Raw genomic sequence first — 21503 nt, 5'->3', positions numbered from 1 at the left:
GCAGTGAATGGCAAGCGGGTCAGAGCGGTGGTGGCAATCCTGACCACAGGATTGCCATGATTGTTACTTATCAATAATCGTCGTCAAACGCCGGACCGGCGTAGTTGTCGAACCGGGAGAACTGACCCTGGAAGGTGAGGCGCACCCGGCCGATGGGGCCGTTACGCTGCTTGCCGATAATGATCTCGGCAATCCCCTTGTCCGGGCTGTCATCGTGATAAACCTCATCACGATAGATAAACATGATCAAATCCGCATCCTGCTCGATGGAACCCGATTCACGAAGGTCCGAGTTGACCGGGCGCTTGTCGGCCCGCTGTTCCAGGCTTCGGTTCAACTGGGAGAGCGCCACCACCGGGCACTGCAGCTCTTTCGCCAAGGCCTTGAGGGAGCGGGAGATCTCGCCGATCTCCAGGGTACGGTTGTCAGAGAGCGCCGGCACCCGCATCAGCTGCAGGTAGTCCACCATGATCATGGATAGGCCACCGTGCTCGCGTGCCACCCGACGGGCACGGGAACGTACATCGGTCGGAGTGAGGCCGGAGGCGTCATCGATATACATCTTGCCCTTCTCCAGCAGCAATCCCATGGTGGAGGAGAGGCGCGCCCAATCCTCGTCATCGAGCTGACCGGTACGCACCTTGGTCTGGTCGATGCGACCGACCGAGGCGAGCATACGCATGATGATCTGCTCGGAGGGCATCTCCAGCGAGAAGATAAGCACCGGCTTGTCGGCGGTGAGGGCCGCGTGCTCGCAGAGGTTCATGGCAAAGGTGGTCTTGCCCATGGAAGGACGGGCCGCCACGATGATCAAGTCCGAACGCTGCAAACCGGCGGTCATCTTGTCCAGATCGTTGTAACCGCTCGATACCCCGGTCACCCCGTTGTGGGGGGTCTTGAACAACTCTTCAATCTTGTCGACGGTCTGCTCGAGGATGAGCTTCAGGGGCTGGGGCCCCTCGTTGGCGCTGGTGCGCTGCTCGGCAATCTTGAATACCTTGCTCTCGGCAAGATCCAGCAGATCGCCGGAGGTGCGGCCCTGTGGCTCGTAGCCTGCTTCGACTATCTCGTTGGCGACCGAGATCATCTCCCGCACCACCGCCCGCTCGCGCACGATTTCGGCGTAGGCGTTGATGTTGGCGGCACTCGGGGTGTTCTTGGCGATCTCCACCAGATAGGCGAAGCCGCCCGCCTCTTCCAGCTGTTCGGAGCGCTCCAGCTCCTCCTGCAGGGTGATGAGGTCGATGGGGTTGCCCGCGTTGGAGAGGCGGGTCATGGCCTGGAAGATCAACCGGTGCGGACGGCTGTAGAAATCCTGATCGATCACCCGTTCGGCAACCCGATCCCAGGCATCGTTATCCAGCATCAGGCCGCCCAGTACGGACTGTTCGGCCTCAAAAGAGTGGGGAGGAACTTTCAGCTGTTGTGTCTTGGCGTCTTTTTTCGCCGTCACTTGCTCTGCCATACACATAAAAACCGCAGCGGGAAGGGGACGGGAATTTTACAAAAGAAAGCCAACTACGGCGAGCCCTATCTGGCGGCTCATACCATCATAAAGGGCCAAACCAGAGTCTGCTCTACCTTGACCATTTTGATTTTGCTTCGCATTTTGCGCTCCTTGCGACTCAATCTTCTGCTTTTCATCCGGTTTACTCCTCTTGTTTGACGCCGCATCGCGGCTACCTCGTTCATGAATAATTCATGCCAGAGGTGATATTGATGAATACAAGCTGCGACACAATTAGGGACAGGCAGCCTGCCATGCGCCTTGCTGAGCTTGCCAAAGCGGAGCATGCCCCACCCACAGACGAGAGTGAAAAGAGTCAAAATGAAAAAGATGCTGACCCTGTTTGCCGTGATCCTGGCCATTGGCCTGGGGGCACCTCACGCCGAAGCCAAGAAATTTGGCGGCGGCAAATCCTTTGGTAAAAGTTACAAAACTGCGCCGGCCCAGCCTGCGGCCAAACCGGTCGACAACAAGAATCCGACACTGAATGCCCAGACTCCGCCGAAAAAGAGCGGCATGATGGGTGGCCTGCTGGGCGGCCTGCTGGCTGGCGGCCTGTTTGCCTACCTGCTGGGCAGCGGTGCCTTTGAAGGTCTGCAAGGAATGGACTTCCTGCTGATCGCCCTGCTGGCGCTGGGTGCCGTCTTCCTGATCCGTACCCTGCGCAAGGGCAAGGTCGCGACGCCACAGCCACAACAGGCGGCCTATGCGGGCTATCAGCCACCGCAATCCGCGGCCCCGCAGCAGTTTGAGCAGAGCAACAGCGCACCGCAAGCCACCGGCTTTGCCGACAGCGACGTGCCGTTCCGCCTGCCGCCGGGCTTTGACATGAACAGCTTCCTAGCCGGTGCCCGCGATCACTATCGCACCCTGCAAGAGGCGTGGAACAAGAACGATCTGGAAAAAGTGCGCGAGTACGTCAGCCCCGAGCTGTTTGAGCAGCTCAAAGCCGAGCGCGCCGAACTGACTGGCGACCAGCATACCGAAGTGATGTACGTCGATACCCAGCTGGTACGCGCCGACTACGGCAGCGACTGGGCTCAGGTGAGCGTGCGCTTCAGCGGCCGCTACATGGACCGTCAGGAGCAGGTCGAAGAAGACATCAAAGAGGTGTGGCACCTCGAACGCGATCTGGCCAAGAACAATGCCCCTTGGCATATCGTCGGTATCGAGCAGCTGTAAGGTTTAGATTGTCACTACGCAGGAGGCGGCCCATGGGCTGCCTCTTTTCATTTCATACCCTCACCTGACCTCATACAGGCGATGGCTATCGTCATTGATAATTGAAGAGTTGTGACCAATCCCAAGATGACATGTCACCACGCACATAACGACAAAGGGCAGCCACCGGCTGCCCTTTCGCATCACATCTGGAGCTATGCGCCCCGCTGACGAATCAGTTGCACCCTTCGGCAGATGTTGAGTTCAGATAGGTCACCTCATTGGACGGTTGATAATCGGCCACGTTGATCACCTTCTTGATCTCGATGTACTCCTTCAGCACGGCTGCATCCACCAAGCCGGCATTGATGGTATCGATCTTCGGATAGCCGTCACCACCGGAGGCGCTGAAGCTCGGGATCGCGAAGCTGTAGGTTGCTGACGGATCAAACGCCTTGCCACCGATGCTGGTGATATTGACGCTCTTGGCCTGGCAATCCACCGCCATATCGATACCGCCAAACTGGGCATAACCACCGGTATTGCGGGTCTTGGTTGCCACCTGACCCAGATAGGTCGCCAGATCGCTTCCCTTCATGGCCGCCTTGTTGACCGTGTTGCCAAACGGGTGCACCAGCAGCACGCTGCGGTAGGTGATATCACCGGCCGGGATGCTGTCACGCACACCACCTGAATTGACGATACCAAAGTCGACCCCCAGCTTGATGCTGGTCGCCGTGGTGATGAGACGACCCAGGTTGGTCTGCTTGTTGCGAACCGAGTTGCGATCACCAACCAGCAAGCCATCTGCCGAGCCAATGACGACATTCAGCTCTTGCTGACCTTTCTCCTGATAACCCAGCAGGGTGTTATACAGCTCGGGATCCTTGGTGATCTCGTCCTGTACGAACTGCATCTTGGTCGGGTCCTTGGTTACGACGCCGTTAGCATCGATCGCCTCGCCCTTGGCGTTGCGCTTGATCAGGTTGACCGGGATCAGCTCATAGCTGGTCAGGGTCAACTTGCCATTCTGATACTCAAACTGGGCACGGCCCACATACTTGCCCCACTCGTGAGCCTGCATGATCCAGGTGCCGTTTTGCTGGTCCGGTTGGCAGTTATCACCCGGTTTGAAATTGGCGTACTTGTTGGTGGTGCCCGGTTCCATACAGACCGGATTCTGGGAGTGGCCACCAATGATGGCATCCAGAGTCCCTGCCGGCAGTGCACGAGCCATCTCTACATCGCCCGGCGCATTGCTGCCGTGCTGACCATTCTCGTAATGGCCCATGTGGGTGATGGCGAAGACCAGATTGGCCTCCTTGTTGCTGCGGATCTGCTGGCCCAGTTTGGCCGCTTCCGTAGTCGGATCGCGGAACTCCAGAGTCTGCACGTTGTTGGGGTCAACCAGCTGGGCGGTATCTTCGGTGGTCAGGCCCAGTACGGCGACCTTGAGACCGCTCTCCAGCTTGAACACCTTGTAGGGGTCAAAGTAGTGTTTGCCACTCGCCTTGTCATAGATGTTGGCCGAGAGCATGGGGAACTGGGCCCACTTGCGCTGCTTCTCCAGTACGCTGAGGGGGTTGTCGAATTCATGGTTGCCCACTGCCATGGCATCGTAGCGAATGTTGTTCATCGCCATGAAGTCAGGCTCGGCATCCTGCAGATCGGACTCCGGCACCCCGGTATTCACGTCACCACCAGATAGCACCAACACCTCGCTGCCAGCAGCCTTGGCCTCGCTACGCAGCTGCTCGACCAGAGTCTTCTGGGCAGCCATACCATACTCATTTTCAGCGTTGTGCCAGAAACGGCCGTGGGTATCGTTGGTGTGCAGGATGGTCAGTTTGCAGACATTTTCGGTGCAGGGTGCAACGGTGTCATTGCTCGAGGTATTACAGCCAGTCAGTGCAGCAAGCACGGCCAGTGCCACGCCGCCTTTGATAAAGTTATTATTCATTTCCATATCACCTTGATTGTTTTGTTATTTATCAACCCTGTCCAGCGGGTCGGGCGCCAATATAACAAACAACAGATGACCGTTTTTCATCGATGACTCACAAATTCTGCTAATTGTGATCTTCGGCCCAACATCCGGCTTCCTGCTGATTTGTCAGGTTTTTTGTTGAGCTGTCACTCACTTGATCCCCTCCCGCACCAAGGAGACGCCACCCGGACGCGCCTTTATGGCATACTCCCCAGCCAGCCATGCCCGAGGAGATGATTTGATGGCCAAGTACGACAAGATTTCCCCCGAGACCCAGCAGGAGGCGATGAAGATTGCCCGTGCCAACCAGAAGCCGGGGCAAACCAAGGAGCAGACCCAGCTTATCGCGCAAGGGATCCAGAAAGGCATCGACGAATACAAGAAACAGATGAAGGCGCGGGCCCGCGAAGCGAGCCGCCAGAAAAAATTGCAGGCCAAAGCCAGGCAGCCACAGGGCGCGCCACAACCCGCAGATCAAGACGATCAGCTGGAGCTGGTTGAAGTAAGCCATCAGCATCCCCTGCCCTGGATCTTGCTGGTGCTGAGCTGGCTGGGATTTGCGGCAACCTGGTTCTGGTTGCACTAAGACGCGCTAGCAAACCTTTATCCGGGATCCTCTTCACAGCCCGGGCCCGGGCTGCTGGTGATTACCTGCGAAGAGTGGTTAAATCCCGCGCCTCTTGCACCGGACAACCGGTTTTTTGACGATCAGTTTTCAGGAAAGATGTTATGAACCCCGCTCCGCTCTATCTGCTGGCCCCTTTTGTACTGTTCCTTGTGACCATGCTGCTCTATCGCATTTCGCCGCTGCGAGCGGTCGCCGCCGGCGGGGTACGCTGGTTTATCCTCCCCGCCTTCACCCTGTTTATTTTGCTGATCATCATCAACGGTGCCGCCGATCCCACCCTGCGCGATCCGGCATTCCACTGGTTGATGCCGGGGCTTGGCTTTGCCCTGAGCCTGTTTCCGGCCCTACCCAAGGCGCTGGTGCCACGGCTCGCCATCAAGGAGGGGGCCTTTGCCGCCCTCGGTCTGATGCTGATGAGCCTGGCCATGGTCTACTGACCAACCGGCCACAGCCGTTAGCATGATGCAAGGGGCGCTCTGTGACGTGCCCCCCTTGTACAAACAATGGCCTGCAGGCATCTTGGTGACAGGATAACCAGCAAGGAGGCCAAATGGACAATCCGCCCGATTTCATGGCGCTGTGGGATTATCAGGATCCCGCCGCCAGTGCCCTGCGTTTTCACACCCTTCTTCCCGAAGCGCGTGCCGCCGCCGACCTGCAACTCGAACTGGAGTTGCTGACCCAAATTGCCCGCACCCATTCACTGCAGCGCCAGTTTGCCGAAGCCCACCAGCTGCTCGACGAGATAGCGCCTCGCCTCACAGATACAACCCCCAGAGCCCGGATCCGGGCTCTGCTGGAACGAGGCCGCACCTTTAACTCGGCGGGCGACAAAGCCAGTGCCAAACCGCTGTTTGAACAAGCCTGGCAATGGGGGCTCAAGGAGAAGGAGACCTATCTTGCCATCGACGCCGCTCACATGATCGCCATCGCCGCACCGCTGGAAGAGCAGAGCCGCTGGCATCAACTGGCGATGGAGCTGGCGGAGCGCAGCAGTGACGAGAAGGTACGTGGCTGGCTGGCCCCCCTTTACAACAATCAGGGCTGGACTCTGTTCGAACTGGGTCGCTTTGAGGAGGCGAAAATCCAGCAGCAGAAGTGTCTGGCCTGGCATCTGCAGCATAACCAGCCGGCCAAGGCGTTTATCGCTCGCTGGAGTCTGGCTCGCCTGACCCGGGCCCAGGGTCAGCACCAGCAGGCGCTGGCAGAGCTGCACCAACTCAAGGTTGATATGGCCGAGGCAGGCGAACCTGAGGATGGTTATCTGTTCGAGGAGCTGGGGGAGAATGCTTTGGTACTCGACGATCCGCTGGCCGCGGAATACTTTTCCCGCGCCTGGTTTCTGCTGTCACAGGACCGCTGGTTCAGCGCCAACGAGGGGGAGCGACTGGCCCGCCTCAAGCGCCTCGCCAAACTCTGATCCCCAAAATAGAAAGGGCAGCACGCTAGCCGCCCTTTCTGCTGGCAAGATGGTTCAGGCCCGATTGGACTCCTCCCACCCCTGCTTTTTACGGTAAATGGTGGAGGGGCTGATCTCGAGCAGGGCCGCCGCCTTGGGAATATTGCCATCACAGCTGGCGATGGCCTGTTCGATCACCTCTTTCTCCACCAGCCAGAGCGGACGAATTGGCCCGTTGGCCACCCCGGTGGTGGCCGGAGCCGATGTCACCGCTGCCGCAATCGCAGCCGGCAACTGGGGACGAACTCCATTGAGTGGTGGCGGCAGAATATCCGGGCTCACCAACTCCTTATCGTTGAGCACCACGATATTGCGCACCACGTTTTGCAGCTCGCGTACGTTGCCAGGCCAGGGGTAGTCGAGCAGCACTCGCGCCGCCTCGACATCGAAATCCTTGAAGCGTTTGTTCTCCTCCTTGGCGTAGCTCTGCAACAGGGTACGCGCCAGCAGCAGGATATCCTCGCCCCTCTCCCGCAGCGGCGGCAGAGTGAGGGGAATGACGTGGAGCCGATAGTAGAGATCCTCGCGAAAACGGCCCGCTTTCACCTCCACCAGCGGATCCCGGTTGGTGGCGCAGATAAAGCGCACATCCACCGTCTCGAGCTTGCCGCTGCCGACTCGCTGCACTGTGCCGGTCTGGATGAAGCGCAGCAGCTTGCTCTGCAGATCCAGGTCCATCTCGCAGATCTCGTCGAGAAACAGGGTGCCACCATCGGCCAGACTGGCCGCCCCCTTGCGATCCCCCTGGGCGCCGGTAAAAGAGCCCTTCACATGACCGAAGATCTCGCTCTCCATCAAATCGTGGGGAATGGCGGCGCAGTTGAGGGCAATAAAGGGCTGTTCGCTGCGGGGACTGCACTGGTGAATCGCCTCGGCACACACCTCTTTGCCGGTGCCGCTTTCGCCAGTGATAAAGACGGTCGCCTTGCTGGGCGCAGCGCTCTCGATGATGCGATAGACCGCCTGCATCGACATGGAGGCACCGATAAAGCCGAAGAAGGAGCTACGCTCGAAGTTCTCCCGATAGTGGGCAACCAGCGAGCTCAACTGCTGGTGTTTCAAGGCATTGCGAACGGTGGCGCAGAGCCGCTTACTGTCAAACGGCTTGGTCAGAAAATCGAAGGCACCGAGGCGCATCGCCTCCACCGCCACATCCACCGAGCCGTGGGCGGTGATCACCACCACCGAGCAGGGCAACTGCTGTTCGGTGATCATCTGCAGAATATCCATACCGGACATATCCGGCAGCTCCAGATCCAGCAGCACCACGGGGGGAGGACTTGCCAGCAACTGCGCCAACGCCTGCTGACCACAATCGGCCAGCACCACCTCATACCCCTCCTGGCGCAGGTACTGTTCATAGACCACCGCCAGACTACGGGTATCTTCCACCAGCAGGACACGCGATTTATTTTCAGCCACTGGACTCATCCTTGTATTTGATTCTGCGATCTATTTTGCCTTATTTTCGCGCGCAAACCCAACGCCAAGACAGCTCTGTTATCCCGCGATTGCAGGGAATACACAAGTAAAAACGGCTCCTTAAGGAGCCGTTTTTAACTACAAGAAGGGATTACTTCTTGGCGTCGTCTGCAGTCGGCTTCTCGATAGCCAGCAGCTCAACGTCAAACACCAGCACGGCGTTCGCCGGGATGGAGCCTGCACCGTGCTCGCCATAAGCCAGCTTGGACGGCAGGAAGAACTTGAACTTGGAGCCAACCGGCATCAGCTGAACACCTTCAGTCCAACCCGGGATAACCTGGTTGAGCGGGAAGGTAGCCGGCTCGCCGCGATCGACGGAGCTGTCGAACTTGGTGCCGTCGGTCAGGGTACCGGTGTAGTGAACCTTGACGATATCGGTAGATTTCGGCTTGGCGCCAGAGCCCATCTTCTCGACCACGTATTGCAGGCCGGATTCCGTGCTCTTCACACCCTCTTTCTTGGCGTTGGCAGCCAGGAACTCTTCGCCCTTCTTCAGATTCTCAACGGCGTCTTTCTCGGCCTTGGCCTTGGTCAGCTCGTTGATCTTGGCGTCGTAATCCTGCAGTACCTTCTGGATCTCTTCATCAGTCATCTTGGCTTCTTTGCCCAGACCGTCAGTCACCCCTTTCAGGATCACGGCGTTGTCCAGTTTGATGCCCAGTTCCTGCTGACGCTCCAGGGTATTGGCGATGTAACGACCCATGGAGAGGCCAATTGCGTAGCCAGATTGCTCTTCAAAGCTCTTGGCTTCGGCCTTGGTCGCCTCTGCCGGCTTGCTGGCTTCTGCCTTCACTTCGGCGGTATTGGCCGCAGCAGGCTTCTCGTCTTTTTGGCAAGCAGTCAGACCGACGGCAACGGCCGCCGCCAACAGGGACACCTTCAGAAATTTGTTCATCAGTTTCTCCAAACTCCAAATACCGCTCTCGGTTCCATCGTGAAATGAGAGGTTTATCGTGATAAGCGCCTTATACTAACGCCGTGATCGCAGGTAACAAAAGCGTGAGACCGCAAAAATGATAAAAAGTGCCATTTATCTGGTGAGCCTCTGTTTAATGCTCACCGGTTGCGAGCAGAGCTCCCAACCCAACCAGCAAATGACCCTCGCCAGCACGGGTCTGCTGACCGCAGATCTCTCCAGTGATGGCAAGCAAGCCATCGTCTCCAGCATCAGCCAGGGCATCATCGTCTGGGATCTGGAACAGAACCGTCAACGCTGGCGCTGGAAGCAATCCGACTCGGCGGATGATCTGGTATTCATTACCCGCTTTTCCGAAGGCAACAGCCATGCCGTCACCGCCACCCCCGACACCTTTGCAACCTGGCGGCTGAGCGACGGGCAATCACAAGGCTACTACTCACTTCCTGAATCCAGGCTGAGGGACATCGCGCTCTCTGCCGACGGTCGTTATGTGCTGATCGGGCGGGAAGATGGCAAGGCCGAGTGGCTCGACACCCGAAGCGGCCGTCGCCTGCAGTTTCTGGGGCACACCGAACAGGTCAATACGGTGGATCTCTCCGCCAACGGTCGCTACGCCCTGACCGGCGGCAACGACTACAGCGCCTATCTGTGGGATACCCGTAGCGGGCAGGTGATCTGGCGGTTCAACCATGGTGGCCGGGTGATCATGGCCAGACTGGAGCCGAGCGGCCGCTACGCCTTCACCGCCGACAGCAGCCGGGCCAGCATCTGGGATCTGAAAACCGGCAAGGAGGTGAGTCAACTGCAATATGATCACCGCTTCGAGGTCTACACCAGCGCCCGCTTTGCCAACGATGGCAAGTGGCTCATCACCGGCGCCCCTTCCCGTCAGCTCTCCCTGTGGCAAGTGAGCGATGGTGCCCTGCTGCAGAGCTGGCGCGTCTCGCCGCAACCCAAGGTGAAACCGCCCAGCGCAGTAGTCTACGGCGTCGCTTTGCGCGACAATAGCCACCTTGTCAGTGCCAGCTCCAGTGGTCTGGCCGAAATCTGGACAATCAAGTAAGGACCCGAAGGCCCATGAGTCAGCAACTTAACGATCGCATCGAAACCCTGGAAACCCGTCTCGCCTATGCGGAGTACACCATAGAGCAGCTCAACGACGAGGTAACCACCCAGGGCCGTGAAATCGATCGACTCAAATACCAGATCCAGCTGCTGATCGACAAACTGCAAAGCGTACAGCCCAGCCAGATTGCCAGCATGGCCGAAGAGACCCCGCCGCCGCACTACTGATCCGGTGCCATCTCTGGTCAGGCAACATGGCTTGGCATAGCTGTCAGCCAATAAAAAAAACCCGCGTTCACGCGGGTTTTTTTATCATCGGCATGGCCGTGATCAGTGGTGATGGCCCTTGCCACCACAACCGCCGCCACCGCAGCAGCCGCCGTGGCCGTGATCCTCATCGTGGTCGTGACCATGACCACCACAGCAGCCGCCGTGATCGTGGTCATGACCGTGATCGTGACCGCAACCACCGGCACCGTGAACGTGGCCGTGGGCCAGCTCTTCGGCAGTGGCGGCACGCACGTCCTTGATCTCGACCTTGAAGCCCAGGGTTACGCCTGCCAGCGGATGGTTGCCATCCACTTTGACGAACTCTTCGGACACTTCAACCACGGTCACCGGACGGTGACCATCGTCGGTTTCAGCCACAAAAGTATCCCCTTCGGAGACTTCCATGCCGTCGAACAGCTCGCCCGGTACTTCTTGTACCAGTGTCTCGTCATATTCGCCGTAGGCCTGGCTCGGTGCCAGAGTCACTTCGAAGGCTTCACCTACCGCGCGACCTTCCAGCTCGGCTTCCAGGCCAGAGACCAGGTAACGGGTGCCGTGCAGATAGACCAGCGGCTCTTTGCCGACAGTGCTGTCGATGACTTCACCGTGCTCGTCGGTGACTGTGTATTCCAGCGTAACCACGCTCAGAGGAGCTACTTTCATGTCAGGATCCTGCGGATAGAAAAAAACGGGCTCAGAATACCCTAAAAAGCGGGCCGCGCATATGCCGTGCGGCGCCACGGAGTGACGAAAAAAACGGCAACAGCGTCAGCGAGGAGACCCGCACTCCACCCGCCGTTGCCACATCAGGGGCGAAACACCCCGATCACCTCTTCCGCCTCGCGAGTCTGCTTGTCGACCTCGGCAGGCGTTTGTACCTGGGTATCGCCACAGGCGACGCAGGTCACCTTCTCGACTCCATGCTCCAGATACAGCATCATGTTGTCCAACTTGCCGCACGCCGGGCAGACTGCACCGGCAATGAAGCGCTTTTTACGTCTGGTTTCCATATTTGTTACCTCCAGGCAGCATCATATCAGGGTTTTTACATGCATCACGCCATCGAATATCACCATTTTTCCTGCCAGGGCCTGCACGCCGGCAATCGCAAACGAACTCCGGTCGGGCAGCTGTTGCGGATCACCCGGGGCGCCGCGCTGCTGAGACTGGGCCAACATGAGCTATTGCTGCCGGCAGGCAGCAGCTTCTGGCTCTGCGCCGATGCCCTCGCTGCCTTCAGCCCCCTCAGCGGTTGCGAGTACGATCAGCTGAGCGTCTCTTTGCGCGTGGCTCAGCCGCAGCAGGCTGGCTGGCTGCAGGCCACGCCTCTGCTCGATGCCCTGCTCGACTCGCTTGCCCGGTGGCAACGTCCAAAAGAGTGGCAAGGGGCCTACGGTCAGCGACTGCAGGTGATCCTGGATGAGCTGCAACAGTGCGCCATCAGCCAGCAGGGTTACGGTAAGCTGCAAGCCTGTTGGCAAGCGCTGGCCAATGGCCAGCCGGAGTCTCTGCAACTGTGGGCACAACAAGCCGATGTGCCGGTGGAAGGGAGTGAATTGCAACAACAGTGGCAACTGCTGCAGGCGCTCAGATTGCTCAAGGGCGGCAGCAAACCCGCGCAGGTGGCCAGCAAGCTGGGTTATGCCGATGAGGCCGCATTACAAGCGACCTGCCAGCTGTGGGGTGTTGGCGAAGATGGAGCTCAATAACCGGACACAGGTATGAATGCGCCAACTAAATTGGCTGAACGAGTCCAGTTTTTTGCCAGATGGTCGTTAACAAGGAAGGGCCATCCCCCCCGTAATCCTTTATGCTAAAGGCCTGAAGTGACTGCCAACCTTTCGACCAACAGGACATCTGCCATGACGAGCAAAGCCAATCAATCCCAGGGCATGTTGCTGTTTCACCTTTCAGCCCAGCAATCCTTTGCCATAGGCACCCTCAAGGTAAAGGAGATAGTCCCTTACACCCAGCTGACCGCCATGCCGCACTCGCATCCGACCGTGCTGGGGGCCGCCAATATGCGCGGCGCCACCATTCCGGTGATCGACATGGCGATGGCGGTGGGTTATCGCCCCATCAGCAAGGAGGAGATGCCCCACTGCTTTATCATCATCACCGATTGCCGCCGCACCCTGGTGGGCTTTCTGGTGCGAGGCATCGACAAGATCACCGAGTGCAACTGGCGCGATATCGAGTCACCTCCCGCCGCCCTCGGCCACAATGTGTTTGTGACTGGTGTCACCCGGGTCAATGACCAGCTGATCCAGCTGCTGGATGTGGAGCTGATCCTCTCCCGGGTCTATCCGGACGATCCGAGCCACCTCTATCCGGTGCTGACCGATGTGCAGCGGGAGCGGATCAAGCCGATGCGGATCCTGCTGGTTGATGACTCCTCGGTCGCCCGTCGCCAGCTGATGGCAGCCCTCGATTACATCAATATCCCTTATGAGGTCTGTACCAATGGCAAGGACGCACTGACCCTGATGCAACAACGTGCCAGCCAGCAGACCCCCATCGATATTCTGGTGAGCGATATCGAGATGCCTGGGCTCGATGGCTACGAGCTGGCCTTCGAGGTACAGAGCGACAGCAAACTGGCGGGGGCCTACATCATCCTGCACACCTCCCTCTCCAGCGAGATCAGTGTGGAGCGGGCCCATCAGGTGGGCGCCCATGAGGCGCTGACCAAGTTCGAGGCCAACGAGCTGATCCAGGCCATGTTGCGCGGTGCCGAACATCACGATCGCCTGCTGAAATAAGCCAATGACTGGCGGGAGCTGAACACCTCTCGCCCCTCTATCTTCGACCCAGACCGACGACGCCATGCTGACCGAAAGCCACTTCCACGCCCCCTGGTGGGCCCGCAATCCTCATCTGCAGACCATATTGCCCAAATGGCTGCGCCGGACTCCGGCCCGATTTGTTGCCGAGCGCTTCGAACTGACTGACGGGGATTTTGTCGATCTCGCCTGGAGCGGCGAGATCACGACAGATTCGCGACCACTGGTGGTGGTCTTTCACGGGCTGGAGGGGAGCATTCACTCCCACTATGCCAAGGGATTATTCACCCATCTGCAGCAAGAGGGCAGAGAGGCCGTGCTGATGCACTTTCGTGGCTGCAGCGGCGAGCCCAATCGCCACCTGCATGCCTATCACTCCGGCGCCATCGGTGATGCGCAGGAGCTGATTGCCGAGCTGAGCCAACGCTTCCCGGGCAAACCGCTGATCGCCATCGGCTTTTCACTGGGTGGCAATATGCTGGTCAACTTGCTGGCACGGGCCTGTCCTGCGGCATTGAAAGCGGCAGTGGTAGTCTCGGCCCCGCTGCAACTGGCCAGCTGTGCCGAACGGGTCAATCAGGGTTTCTCAAAGGTCTATCAGAACTATCTGCTGCGTACCATGCGCCGCAATTTGCTCAGCAAGATCAGCCAACAGCAGAAAGCGAGTGAACGCTGGCAGCCCCGGCAAGTGGAGCAGATTGCCACCCTGCGTGATTTTGACGAACTGGTCACCGCTCCGCTGCACGGCTTTCACAGCGCCAGCCACTACTACCAGAGCTGCTCCGGCCTGCCCATGCTGCGCCAGATCCCGATCCCGACCCTGGTTATCCACGCCGCCGACGATCCCTTTATGTCACACGCGGTCATTCCCCGGCCGGATCAACTCTCGCCCACGGTGCGCTATGAGCTGAGCAAGCGCGGCGGCCATGTCGGTTTTCTGCATGGCACGCCCTGGCGGCCAAAGTTCTGGCTGGATGAGCGGATCAGTCACTGGATTGCCGAACAGACTCAGGGAGCGGTGCAGAACTGATTGCGCCCCCCAGCCTTGGCCATGTAGAGGGCCTGGTCGGCCCGCGCCAGTAGCTGCTCACCACTCTCCCCGCCTTCCAGTGTCGCGATCCCCTGACTGATGGTCACCCGACTGGCAACATCGGATGCCAGATGCTCAAGCTGCAATTCGGCCAGCCCATCCTGCAGCCGCCGCGCTACCGCAGCGGCGCTCTGCCTGTCGGCATCGGGCAGTAGCAACACAAACTCCTCGCCGCCATAACGGGCGGCCAGATCCGCCTCACTGCGCACCGAACGCATCATCAACTGCGCCACCTCCCGCAGGCAGACATCCCCCGCCTGATGGCCATAGTGATCGTTAAAGCGTTTGAAGTAGTCCACATCGATGAGGATAAGGGCAAGCGGGGCGCCGCTCGACTGACTATGGGCTTTGCAGCGTTCGAGCTCCTGACTGAAGTGGCGCCGATTGGCAAGACCAGTCAGTGGATCCTGCTTGGCCAGTGCATCGAGGCGCCGCAACAGGGCCAGATTGTCATGCTCACGCATCACGGCCAATTCAAACCAGCGATGCAGCATCCGGCGACCAACCTCCAGCGCCATTATGGTACATACCACCTCAAGCAGATAAAGCTGCGGAAAATCCACCTCCAGCCACCACAAACGCGCAACGCCAAATAGCAACGGTACACTGAGATAGGCATACAACACGCGTCGGTCGGGATAAAACGCGATCAGCGCAGCCAGTAAATTGAGGCGCATGATCCCGTTGGCATAGCTTGCCCCTCCCCGCAGCTCAACTTCACCAATGGTGAAGATATGCAGCGTCCAGACGCCCCCCCAGACCAGCATTACGACCAATGCGCACCATAGCCAGACTCGATCCTGCAGATGATTGCAGAGCAGGGCTGCAACCGGCAGCAGCAGCAGCACGACCATGACAAAGCCCAGCTCACTCTGAAAGCGCCATGGCAGAGTACCGTCACTGGCCAGGCCTGCCTGGCTGTAGACCTGGTAGCGTATCGCCAGAAACAGCACAACCAGCCAGTTCAGCAACCAGAACCAGACCATGCCGCGACTGATGGCCTGGCGACGAGCAAGATCCATGTGAGCCGATATCGTTGAGGGGGCCCGGCGTTGCTCTTCAGACAACATGTCTCACACTCCACGAAACGCGTAAAAAGAGGTTGCACTCATTTTATTGCGCACAACAATAGCTGACGGTTATACCCTTTTGCATCGAGATCCCTTCATGATAATCCCCTGGCAAGCGTTGGATGCCGATACCCTGACCAACCTGATCGAACAGTTTGTGCTGCAAGAAGGCACCGAATATGGCGAACATGATGTTTCGCTTGAAGCCAAAGTCGCTATGGTAAGGACTCAATTACAGCAAGGCATCGCCGTGATCGTCTATAGCGAGTTGCATGAATCGGTCAATATTGTGCCACGCGATCGTTTCAACGAGCCGTCTTGACCATCTCGGGTTCACGCCCGTATAACGAAACTCCCAAGGAAGAGAGCATTCTATGTCGGCCAAGCATCCCATTATCGCCGTCACCGGGTCGTCCGGTGCCGGTACCTCTACCTCCACCATCGCCTTTCGATCCATGTTCCACCAATTGGGTTATCAGGCAGCCGTGGTGGAAGGTGACAGTTTTCACCGCTACACCCGCCCCGAGATGGATGTGGCAATCCGCAAGGCGCGTGAACAAGGACGCCACATCAGCTATTTTGGCCCCGAGGCCAATGACTTCGGCTTGCTGGAGAGCTTTTTTCAGGGCTATGGCCAGGATGGCACCGGCCAGTATCGCCGCTATCTGCACAGCTTTGACGAGGCGGTCCCCTTCAACCAGATGCCCGGCACCTTCACCCCCTGGCAGCATCTGCCGAGCGACACTGACCTGCTGTTTTATGAAGGGCTGCACGGTGGTGTGGTCACTGAGGATCACAACGTAGCCCGCCACGTGGACTTTCTCATCGGCGTGGTGCCCATCGTCAACCTGGAGTGGATCCAGAAGCTGATCCGCGATACCTCGGAGCGCGGCCACTCCCGTGAGGCCGTAACCGACTCCATAGTCCGCTCCATGGATGATTACATCAACTTCATCACCCCGCAGTTCTCGCGCACCCATATCAACTTCCAACGGGTGCCGACAGTGGACACCTCCAATCCCTTCAGTGCCAAGGTGATCCCGAGTCTGGACGAGAGTATGCTGGTGATCCGGTTTCGCGGCATAAAACAGGTCGATTTTCCCTATCTGTTGTCGATGATCGACGGCTCATTCATGTCACGAATGAATACCATCGTCGTGCCGGGTGGCAAGATGGGGTTTGCCATGGAGTTGATCCTTAAGCCACTCATCCAGCAACTACTTGAAACCGGCAAGATCACTTAAGCCAAGGAGTTCACAATGCGGTTAGCGTTTATCTCTGTGGTATTGGCCGCCCTGCTTGGCGGCTGCAGCAGCGGGCCGACGGCCCCCACGCTGGAGTCCGGCACCATGCTGGTTCGTCCGATTGGCAACTGGACCTATGGCGCAACCCCGCGCTACGCCCTGGCCGAGCAGTATCAATTCGCCGGTGAGCTGGCGGAAGGGTGGCTGGAGCCGATGCAGCAGGCGGTAAGCCGGGAGCTCAATGGCAAGGGGTGGCAGAGCGCACCACTCGACGAGGCGGATCTGTGGGTCGCCATCGGCGTCGCGGGCGGCAAGGATATGAGTGACGGCGAGATTTTCGCACGTCTTGGCATGACTCCCGGGGTATATGCCTCGGCCAACCAGCGCAAAGGGTCGCTGGCCATCGTGCTGCTCGATCGCAAAACCCAGAAAGCGGTCTGGAGCAGCATCATCCAGCTGACCAGCGACGTGAGCATTGCAGACAACCAGCGTCAGGCGCTTAGCCAGCAGCTCGCGGCCGAGCTGCTCAATCGCGTCCCCACCAACTAGTGCTTGTTTAGTGATAACAGATGGATAGAAAAACGGCTTGCCTCCCGGCAAGCCGTTTTTTGTGGTCTCAACCTCTTGACCCAATCCGGCCTAGGCCAGACCGGGGCACAAAGCTGCACACCTTCAGCTATCTGTGGTCACTTATTTAAGCGTACAGGTCAGCAGTGTGACCCCTTTCTGGGTGAGGAGGGCTTGTTTGTCCTGATTCCAGAAAGTGGTGACGCTGTCGGAATATTTGGCGCCAGATTCAGACTCAACGCGCGCCAGCTTGTGGTAAACCCCGGCATAGGGGAACTGCACCATGTCAGCCTGGGCATCATAGGTAACGGCCAGCATCTCTTCACCACACTGGTATTGGCTGTATTGATACTGGGTAGGTTGCGGGCTGCTGCACGCCGCCAGGCCCAAAAGGGGAAGCAGAGCGATCAATTTTTTCATTGCACTTTCCTTATGTAATGGCTTTATGTCATGGCCTTGTGCAGTGGCCTTACGTAACGGCCTTATGCCAGGGTACCAACGAAACTATCGTTATCAAGCTTCAACAATTTGATAACTATGGGTAATTTGTACCGCTTTTTCCAACATCAGGGAAACAGAACAGTATTTTTCCATCGACAGCTCGACCGCTCTGGCCACCTGCTTCTCCGCCAATCCCTTGCCTGTCACCACGAAGTGCAGATTAATCTTCTCGAAAACCCGGGGCACGCTATCGACCCGTTCGCCACTGACATCGACATGGCATGCGGTCACCGACTGGCGCGCTTTTTCGAGGATGGAGACCACATCAATGGAGCTGCAGCCACCGACCGCCAGCAGGATCATCTCCATCGGGCTGGCCCCCTCACCGGGGTTGGCACCATCCAGGATCACCTTGTGACCGGATTCACTCTCACCCACAAACTTCATCCCTTCCACCCAGCTGACCTTGGCTTTCATCTCGCACTCTCTCCTGTTAATCATGATGATGGATCCCTAGCATAACCCAGTCGCTTATCTCTGCCGAACAGGGGGAGTTGGGATGGAAATAGATCAAAATCAACATCTCCGACCTCTATCTTCCCTAGAATGGCCGAAGCGGCGCAGCAGGCATTACTCAAAGGGCTCTGTCAAAAGCCCGCAAAGCCTTGTCAGCACAGGCAAAGGCTCTTATCCTACTGCGACCAATACAAGGAATGGCAAGATTGGCAGCTTGCCCGGACGCACAAGTCCATAAAAAGACACTACAGAGGAATTCTCATGGTCATTGGCAAACCGCAAAGCGATCCCACCCTGGAATGGTTCTTGTCGCACTGCCACATTCATAAGTATCCCGCCAAGAGCACCCTGATCCATGCGGGTGAAAAAGCGGAGACCCTCTACTACATCGTCAAGGGCACTGTGGCCGTCTTGATCAAGGACGATGAGGGCAAAGAGATGATCCTCTCCTATCTGAACCAGGGTGACTTCCTGGGCGAGATGGGGATGTTCGAGGAGAACGAGAACCCCGAGCGCTCCGCTTGGGTTCGCGCCAAAGGCTCTTGCGAAGTGGCAGAGATCTCCTACAAGAAGTTCCGCCAGCTGATCCAGGTCAACCCGGACATTCTGATGCGTCTCTCTGGCCAGATGGCCAAGCGCCTGCAACACACCAGCCAGAAAGTGGGTAACCTCGCCTTCCTGGATGTGACCGGCCGGATCGCCCAGACCCTGCTCAACCTGGCCAAACAGCCGGATGCCATGACCCACCCGGATGGCATGCAGATCAAGATCACCCGTCAGGAGATAGGCCAGATCGTCGGCTGCTCTCGTGAAACCGTGGGCCGCATCCTGAAGATGCTGGAAGAGCAGGAGCTCATCTCTGCTCACGGCAAGACCATTGTGGTATTTGGCACTCGCTGATAACCCATCCGCAGGCCTGACTGAGGCCTTGGGATAAAAAAGGCTGCTACGGCAGCCTTTTTTGATCCTCTCCCCTATAATCCCGAACGCCCTTCACTGTTCCGGCATTCGCCCAGAGAGTTACTATGCATCTTCAATGTCCCCGCTGCCGCAGTCCGCTCCATCTTCATGAAGCCTCCCAGGGGCGCTATTGCGACAACAAGCATCACTTCGATCCGGCACCGGAAGGTTATCTGGATCTCATCCCCGGCAAGAAAAACCCCAAAGACAGCGACAGCCGCGCCCTGATGCGCGCCAAACACCATTTCCTAGAAGCCGGCCACCAACTGCCGCTGGTTGAGGCCATGGCCGCTCTACTCGCTCCGCTGGCCCCGCAAGAGCTGGTTCATCTGGGATGTGGTGAAGGCTACTACTGCCGCGCGCTGGCAGAGCGCCTGCCCGGCTGGCAGTTTGCTGGGGTTGATATCGCCAAGAACACCATCTTTGCCGCCAAAAAAGCGCAGCCGGACGGCCAGTTTGTCATTGCCGATCCCGCCCGTGCACCGCTGCAACCGGGCTCTGCTCAGGTGCTGCTGGTCAACGATCTCAAGGTCAAGACCGAGCAGCTGGTCAGCTGGCTGGCCCCCGGTGGCTATCTGCTCTATCTGCAGCCGGGCCCCCGTCATCAGTGGCAACTGCGGGTCAGCCTCAATCCGGTGAGTATGGAACACCCTTTAAGCTGGCCCTCGCTTGCCGGTCTCCGACTGGTAAGCCAGGAGCGCTGCCAGTTTCCTATCTCTATGGATCAGACCATGCGCGCCTTTATTCTGGAGACAAGCCGTCTCGGCTGGCGCGCCAACGGCGAACAGCGCCATGCCTTTATCCAGCAAGGCCCGGCACAGCTGGAACAGGATTTGCTGATGACACTGTGGCAAAAAGCAAGCTGACCGCCAGACAGGAGCACGGCAAGTGCTCCTGTCCCATTTTCCTCCCGCCACTCTTCTCCCCCTTCGTGATACGCCTCACAACTTGAGTCATCGACCTTATTGGTCAGGCCAGTTTTAATGTCAAAACAGCCAATAGAGAATAATTCATTGAATTTAATCTCTTTTTAACCTGTCAAAAAACGTCATATCCAGTATCAACAGCGCCCTTCAGCACCAAATTAAACGACGACAGATTCAGGCCCAGTCAAGGTTCAAGCGCCTACCGTGTGGCTATCGGACCCTTTCCGATTTCCATAGAACCGACCACAGGTTCGGAAGTGTTTACATCAGAGGAAATAAGGATATGAAAAAGTCTGCACTGACTATGGCCATCTCCAGCTTGCTGCTGGCCAGTGGCGCCCACGCTGCTACCGTTTACAACCAGAACGACACCAAGCTGGATATCGGTGGCCGTGCCCAGGGTGCCTACTACGGCACTGACAACAACAGCGCCGAAGGAGATCAGAGCTACTTCCGTCTGCACGTTGCTGGCGAGACCAAGATCGCTCCCGAGATGAAGGCATTCGGCTTTGCCGAATACAACCTGCCGACCTCCGGTTCTGACAACGATGAACTGCGTTACGCCTATGCCGGCATCCAGCACGATCGCTTCGGTGCCTTCAGTTATGGCCGTCAGGATGGTCTGTTCACCAAGGCCGTAAACAACTATACCGACGTACTGCCCGAATGGGGTGGTGATGGCCTGGGCAAAGATACCGAAGTATTCGGTACCGGCCGTACCAACGGTCTGGCTCAGTACATCTTCAACTACGAAGGTCTGACTCTGGGTGCCCAGTTCACTGGTAACAATACCCCGCAAAATGCTGGCCGCAGCGCCATTGCCGAGTCCTTCAACGGTAACCTCTACAACGGTGAGAGCTGGAACAGCACTGGTTCCAAAGAGGGCTTTGCCTTCTCTGCCAACTATGACTTCGATATGGGTCTGAGCCTGGGCGCTGCATACAACCAGGCTGGCAAAACTGCCGAACAGGCCCGCTACGCAGCCTTTGGCGGCGAGAAAGATGCCAAGCTGATGGGCTTCGGTGCCAAATATGCTGCAGGCGACCTCTATCTGGCGGCAACCTATTCCCACGGTGAGAACCACCTGTTCGTCAACAACGGCTACGCCGAGAAGATGGATGGTTACGAAGCCGTTGCCCAGTACACCATCGGCAAGTTCAAGCCTTCTCTGGCTTACCTGCGCACTGACGTCAAAGATACTGCCCACGGCATTGACGACACCTACACCGAGTACGTATCCATCGGTGCCTGGTACAACTTTACCGAGAACTTCAACGCCTACGTTGACTACAAGCTGAACCTGCTTGACTCTGTTGATGGCAAGTCCACCAACTCTCTGGGCAAGAACACCGACGACGTTGTTGCTGTCGCCCTGCAGTACAACTTCTAAAAGGTTGACTGTCGGTTATACCCTGTGAAACCAATGTC

At 57.9% G+C, this 21503-nt stretch carries 24 protein-coding genes; 15 read left to right on the top strand and 9 right to left on the bottom strand.

What is annotated here, in order from left to right:
- Nucleotides 1-70 precede the first annotated feature (70 nt).
- Complete coding sequence (gene dnaB / locus G5332_RS06395) at nucleotides 71-1465, bottom strand: replicative DNA helicase (protein WP_026035132.1); 1395 nt, start codon at nucleotides 1463-1465, stop codon at nucleotides 71-73.
- 363 nt (nucleotides 1466-1828) lie between these two features.
- Between dnaB and G5332_RS06390 the strand changes: the two genes are divergently transcribed.
- Nucleotides 1829-2689, top strand: coding sequence for a Tim44 domain-containing protein (locus G5332_RS06390; RefSeq protein WP_005335275.1), 861 nt, complete (start codon nucleotides 1829-1831; stop codon nucleotides 2687-2689).
- Between the two features lie 214 nt (nucleotides 2690-2903).
- Here G5332_RS06390 and ushA read toward each other — a convergent pair whose 3' ends face one another.
- Nucleotides 2904-4628 carry a bifunctional UDP-sugar hydrolase/5'-nucleotidase UshA gene (ushA, locus tag G5332_RS06385; RefSeq protein WP_421172143.1) on the bottom strand — a complete coding sequence of 575 codons (1725 nt, stop codon included), beginning with the start codon at nucleotides 4626-4628 and terminating at the stop codon, nucleotides 2904-2906.
- 268 nt (nucleotides 4629-4896) lie between these two features.
- Here ushA and G5332_RS06380 point away from each other — a divergent pair, with 268 nt between their 5' ends.
- From G5332_RS06380 to G5332_RS06370, 3 genes are all read left to right on the top strand, one after another.
- Nucleotides 4897-5241 carry a DUF2956 domain-containing protein gene (locus G5332_RS06380; protein WP_421249377.1) on the top strand — a complete coding sequence of 115 codons (345 nt, stop codon included), beginning with the start codon at nucleotides 4897-4899 and terminating at the stop codon, nucleotides 5239-5241.
- Nucleotides 5242-5384: 143 nt separating this feature from the next.
- Nucleotides 5385-5720 (top strand): hypothetical protein, encoded by a 336-nt coding sequence (locus G5332_RS06375; protein WP_005335280.1) that lies wholly within the window; start codon nucleotides 5385-5387, stop codon nucleotides 5718-5720.
- A 113-nt stretch (nucleotides 5721-5833) separates the two neighbouring features.
- A complete protein-coding gene (locus G5332_RS06370; RefSeq protein ID WP_421249376.1) occupies nucleotides 5834-6703 on the top strand; it encodes a hypothetical protein in 870 nt (289 codons plus the stop codon).
- A gap of 54 nt (nucleotides 6704-6757) precedes the next feature.
- On the opposite strand, the gene G5332_RS06365 is transcribed toward G5332_RS06370, so the two are convergent.
- Together G5332_RS06365 and fkpA are read right to left on the bottom strand one after the other, a co-directional pair.
- On the bottom strand, nucleotides 6758-8164 hold the full coding sequence (locus G5332_RS06365; protein ID WP_005335282.1) for a sigma-54-dependent transcriptional regulator: 1407 nt from the start codon (nucleotides 8162-8164) through the stop codon (nucleotides 6758-6760).
- A 151-nt stretch (nucleotides 8165-8315) separates the two neighbouring features.
- Complete coding sequence (fkpA, locus tag G5332_RS06360) at nucleotides 8316-9119, bottom strand: FKBP-type peptidyl-prolyl cis-trans isomerase (protein WP_216952987.1); 804 nt, start codon at nucleotides 9117-9119, stop codon at nucleotides 8316-8318.
- Nucleotides 9120-9237: 118 nt separating this feature from the next.
- Between fkpA and G5332_RS06355 the strand changes: the two genes are divergently transcribed.
- Together G5332_RS06355 and G5332_RS06350 are read left to right on the top strand one after the other, a co-directional pair.
- Nucleotides 9238-10206, top strand: coding sequence for a vegetatible incompatibility protein HET-E-1 (locus G5332_RS06355; RefSeq protein ID WP_043820853.1), 969 nt, complete (start codon nucleotides 9238-9240; stop codon nucleotides 10204-10206).
- 14 nt (nucleotides 10207-10220) lie between these two features.
- On the top strand, nucleotides 10221-10436 hold the full coding sequence (locus G5332_RS06350) for a SlyX family protein (RefSeq protein WP_216952985.1): 216 nt from the start codon (nucleotides 10221-10223) through the stop codon (nucleotides 10434-10436).
- Between the two features lie 102 nt (nucleotides 10437-10538).
- Here G5332_RS06350 and slyD read toward each other — a convergent pair whose 3' ends face one another.
- The gene (gene slyD, locus G5332_RS06345) at nucleotides 10539-11141 is read right to left on the bottom strand and encodes a peptidylprolyl isomerase (protein WP_160881135.1); all 603 of its coding nucleotides are present in this window, start codon (nucleotides 11139-11141) and stop codon (nucleotides 10539-10541) included.
- 143 nt (nucleotides 11142-11284) lie between these two features.
- A complete protein-coding gene (locus G5332_RS06340) occupies nucleotides 11285-11488 on the bottom strand; it encodes a YheV family putative zinc ribbon protein (protein ID WP_005335287.1) in 204 nt (67 codons plus the stop codon).
- Nucleotides 11489-11527: 39 nt separating this feature from the next.
- On the opposite strand from G5332_RS06340, the gene G5332_RS06335 reads away from it, so the two are divergent.
- From G5332_RS06335 to G5332_RS06325, 3 genes are all read left to right on the top strand, one after another.
- Entirely contained in the window at nucleotides 11528-12187 is a 660-nt protein-coding gene (locus G5332_RS06335; RefSeq protein ID WP_421172145.1) for a hypothetical protein, read from the top strand.
- 153 nt (nucleotides 12188-12340) lie between these two features.
- Nucleotides 12341-13240, top strand: a complete 900-nt coding sequence (locus G5332_RS06330) for a chemotaxis protein (RefSeq protein WP_227342036.1) — start codon at nucleotides 12341-12343, stop codon at nucleotides 13238-13240.
- 64 nt (nucleotides 13241-13304) lie between these two features.
- The gene (locus G5332_RS06325) at nucleotides 13305-14291 is read left to right on the top strand and encodes a hydrolase (protein ID WP_337072491.1); all 987 of its coding nucleotides are present in this window, start codon (nucleotides 13305-13307) and stop codon (nucleotides 14289-14291) included.
- Here the strand turns inward: G5332_RS06325 and G5332_RS06320 are convergent.
- On the bottom strand, nucleotides 14270-15373 hold the full coding sequence (locus tag G5332_RS06320; protein WP_227342034.1) for a GGDEF domain-containing protein: 1104 nt from the start codon (nucleotides 15371-15373) through the stop codon (nucleotides 14270-14272). The genes G5332_RS06325 and G5332_RS06320 overlap by 22 nt on opposite strands.
- Before the next feature lie 145 nt (nucleotides 15374-15518).
- Between G5332_RS06320 and G5332_RS06315 the strand changes: the two genes are divergently transcribed.
- The 3 genes from G5332_RS06315 to G5332_RS06305 are packed head-to-tail and all read left to right on the top strand — an operon-like array spanning nucleotide 15519 to nucleotide 17214.
- Nucleotides 15519-15743 carry a YheU family protein gene (locus G5332_RS06315; protein ID WP_216952980.1) on the top strand — a complete coding sequence of 75 codons (225 nt, stop codon included), beginning with the start codon at nucleotides 15519-15521 and terminating at the stop codon, nucleotides 15741-15743.
- A 52-nt stretch (nucleotides 15744-15795) separates the two neighbouring features.
- A complete protein-coding gene (locus G5332_RS06310) occupies nucleotides 15796-16665 on the top strand; it encodes a phosphoribulokinase (RefSeq protein WP_157162054.1) in 870 nt (289 codons plus the stop codon).
- A gap of 15 nt (nucleotides 16666-16680) precedes the next feature.
- Nucleotides 16681-17214 carry a DUF4136 domain-containing protein gene (locus G5332_RS06305; RefSeq protein ID WP_421172146.1) on the top strand — a complete coding sequence of 178 codons (534 nt, stop codon included), beginning with the start codon at nucleotides 16681-16683 and terminating at the stop codon, nucleotides 17212-17214.
- A gap of 141 nt (nucleotides 17215-17355) precedes the next feature.
- Here G5332_RS06305 and G5332_RS06300 read toward each other — a convergent pair whose 3' ends face one another.
- Both G5332_RS06300 and G5332_RS06295 read right to left on the bottom strand, forming a co-directional pair.
- Nucleotides 17356-17652: an MliC family protein gene (locus G5332_RS06300; protein WP_040067985.1), complete on the bottom strand. Its 297-nt coding sequence runs from the start codon at nucleotides 17650-17652 to the stop codon at nucleotides 17356-17358.
- A 93-nt stretch (nucleotides 17653-17745) separates the two neighbouring features.
- Complete coding sequence (locus tag G5332_RS06295; protein WP_019446908.1) at nucleotides 17746-18150, bottom strand: OsmC family protein; 405 nt, start codon at nucleotides 18148-18150, stop codon at nucleotides 17746-17748.
- Nucleotides 18151-18450: 300 nt separating this feature from the next.
- On the opposite strand from G5332_RS06295, the gene crp reads away from it, so the two are divergent.
- The 3 genes from crp (at nucleotide 18451) to G5332_RS06280 (ending at nucleotide 21465) form a co-directional block, all read left to right on the top strand.
- Nucleotides 18451-19089: a cAMP-activated global transcriptional regulator CRP gene (gene crp, locus G5332_RS06290; protein WP_005335304.1), complete on the top strand. Its 639-nt coding sequence runs from the start codon at nucleotides 18451-18453 to the stop codon at nucleotides 19087-19089.
- A gap of 125 nt (nucleotides 19090-19214) precedes the next feature.
- On the top strand, nucleotides 19215-20015 hold the full coding sequence (locus tag G5332_RS06285; RefSeq protein ID WP_247823346.1) for a putative RNA methyltransferase: 801 nt from the start codon (nucleotides 19215-19217) through the stop codon (nucleotides 20013-20015).
- A gap of 343 nt (nucleotides 20016-20358) precedes the next feature.
- Nucleotides 20359-21465 carry a porin gene (locus tag G5332_RS06280; RefSeq protein ID WP_227342031.1) on the top strand — a complete coding sequence of 369 codons (1107 nt, stop codon included), beginning with the start codon at nucleotides 20359-20361 and terminating at the stop codon, nucleotides 21463-21465.
- The last annotated feature ends 38 nt before the right edge of the window (nucleotides 21466-21503 follow it).

The sequence above is a fragment of the Aeromonas sp. 603757 genome (genome assembly GCF_049171255.1).
GTDB classification, from domain to species: Bacteria; Pseudomonadota; Gammaproteobacteria; order Enterobacterales; family Aeromonadaceae; genus Aeromonas; species Aeromonas veronii_A.
Note: the sequence above shows the minus strand (reverse complement) of the source record. Positions and strands in the feature narration are given on the sequence as shown.

Bases quoted from the DNA above. Each gene is read 5' to 3' on its own strand.
- dnaB (WP_026035132.1), bottom strand. From the start codon at position 1,465: ATGGCAGAGCAAGTGACGGCGAAAAAAGACGCCAAGACACAACAGCTG.
- G5332_RS06390 (WP_005335275.1), top strand. From the start codon at position 1,829: ATGAAAAAGATGCTGACCCTGTTTGCCGTGATCCTGGCCATTGGCCTG.
- ushA (WP_421172143.1), bottom strand. From the start codon at position 4,628: ATGAATAATAACTTTATCAAAGGCGGCGTGGCACTGGCCGTGCTTGCT.
- G5332_RS06380 (WP_421249377.1), top strand. From the start codon at position 4,897: ATGGCCAAGTACGACAAGATTTCCCCCGAGACCCAGCAGGAGGCGATG.
- G5332_RS06375 (WP_005335280.1), top strand. From the start codon at position 5,385: ATGAACCCCGCTCCGCTCTATCTGCTGGCCCCTTTTGTACTGTTCCTT.
- G5332_RS06370 (WP_421249376.1), top strand. From the start codon at position 5,834: ATGGACAATCCGCCCGATTTCATGGCGCTGTGGGATTATCAGGATCCC.
- fkpA (WP_216952987.1), bottom strand. From the start codon at position 9,119: ATGAACAAATTTCTGAAGGTGTCCCTGTTGGCGGCGGCCGTTGCCGTC.
- G5332_RS06355 (WP_043820853.1), top strand. From the start codon at position 9,238: ATGATAAAAAGTGCCATTTATCTGGTGAGCCTCTGTTTAATGCTCACC.
- G5332_RS06350 (WP_216952985.1), top strand. From the start codon at position 10,221: ATGAGTCAGCAACTTAACGATCGCATCGAAACCCTGGAAACCCGTCTC.
- slyD (WP_160881135.1), bottom strand. From the start codon at position 11,141: ATGAAAGTAGCTCCTCTGAGCGTGGTTACGCTGGAATACACAGTCACC.
- G5332_RS06340 (WP_005335287.1), bottom strand. From the start codon at position 11,488: ATGGAAACCAGACGTAAAAAGCGCTTCATTGCCGGTGCAGTCTGCCCG.
- G5332_RS06335 (WP_421172145.1), top strand. From the start codon at position 11,528: ATGCATCACGCCATCGAATATCACCATTTTTCCTGCCAGGGCCTGCAC.
- G5332_RS06330 (WP_227342036.1), top strand. From the start codon at position 12,341: ATGACGAGCAAAGCCAATCAATCCCAGGGCATGTTGCTGTTTCACCTT.
- G5332_RS06325 (WP_337072491.1), top strand. From the start codon at position 13,305: ATGCTGACCGAAAGCCACTTCCACGCCCCCTGGTGGGCCCGCAATCCT.
- G5332_RS06320 (WP_227342034.1), bottom strand. From the start codon at position 15,373: ATGGATCTTGCTCGTCGCCAGGCCATCAGTCGCGGCATGGTCTGGTTC.
- G5332_RS06315 (WP_216952980.1), top strand. From the start codon at position 15,519: ATGATAATCCCCTGGCAAGCGTTGGATGCCGATACCCTGACCAACCTG.
- G5332_RS06310 (WP_157162054.1), top strand. From the start codon at position 15,796: ATGTCGGCCAAGCATCCCATTATCGCCGTCACCGGGTCGTCCGGTGCC.
- G5332_RS06305 (WP_421172146.1), top strand. From the start codon at position 16,681: ATGCGGTTAGCGTTTATCTCTGTGGTATTGGCCGCCCTGCTTGGCGGC.
- G5332_RS06300 (WP_040067985.1), bottom strand. From the start codon at position 17,652: ATGAAAAAATTGATCGCTCTGCTTCCCCTTTTGGGCCTGGCGGCGTGC.
- G5332_RS06295 (WP_019446908.1), bottom strand. From the start codon at position 18,150: ATGAAAGCCAAGGTCAGCTGGGTGGAAGGGATGAAGTTTGTGGGTGAG.
- crp (WP_005335304.1), top strand. From the start codon at position 18,451: ATGGTCATTGGCAAACCGCAAAGCGATCCCACCCTGGAATGGTTCTTG.
- G5332_RS06285 (WP_247823346.1), top strand. From the start codon at position 19,215: ATGCATCTTCAATGTCCCCGCTGCCGCAGTCCGCTCCATCTTCATGAA.
- G5332_RS06280 (WP_227342031.1), top strand. From the start codon at position 20,359: ATGAAAAAGTCTGCACTGACTATGGCCATCTCCAGCTTGCTGCTGGCC.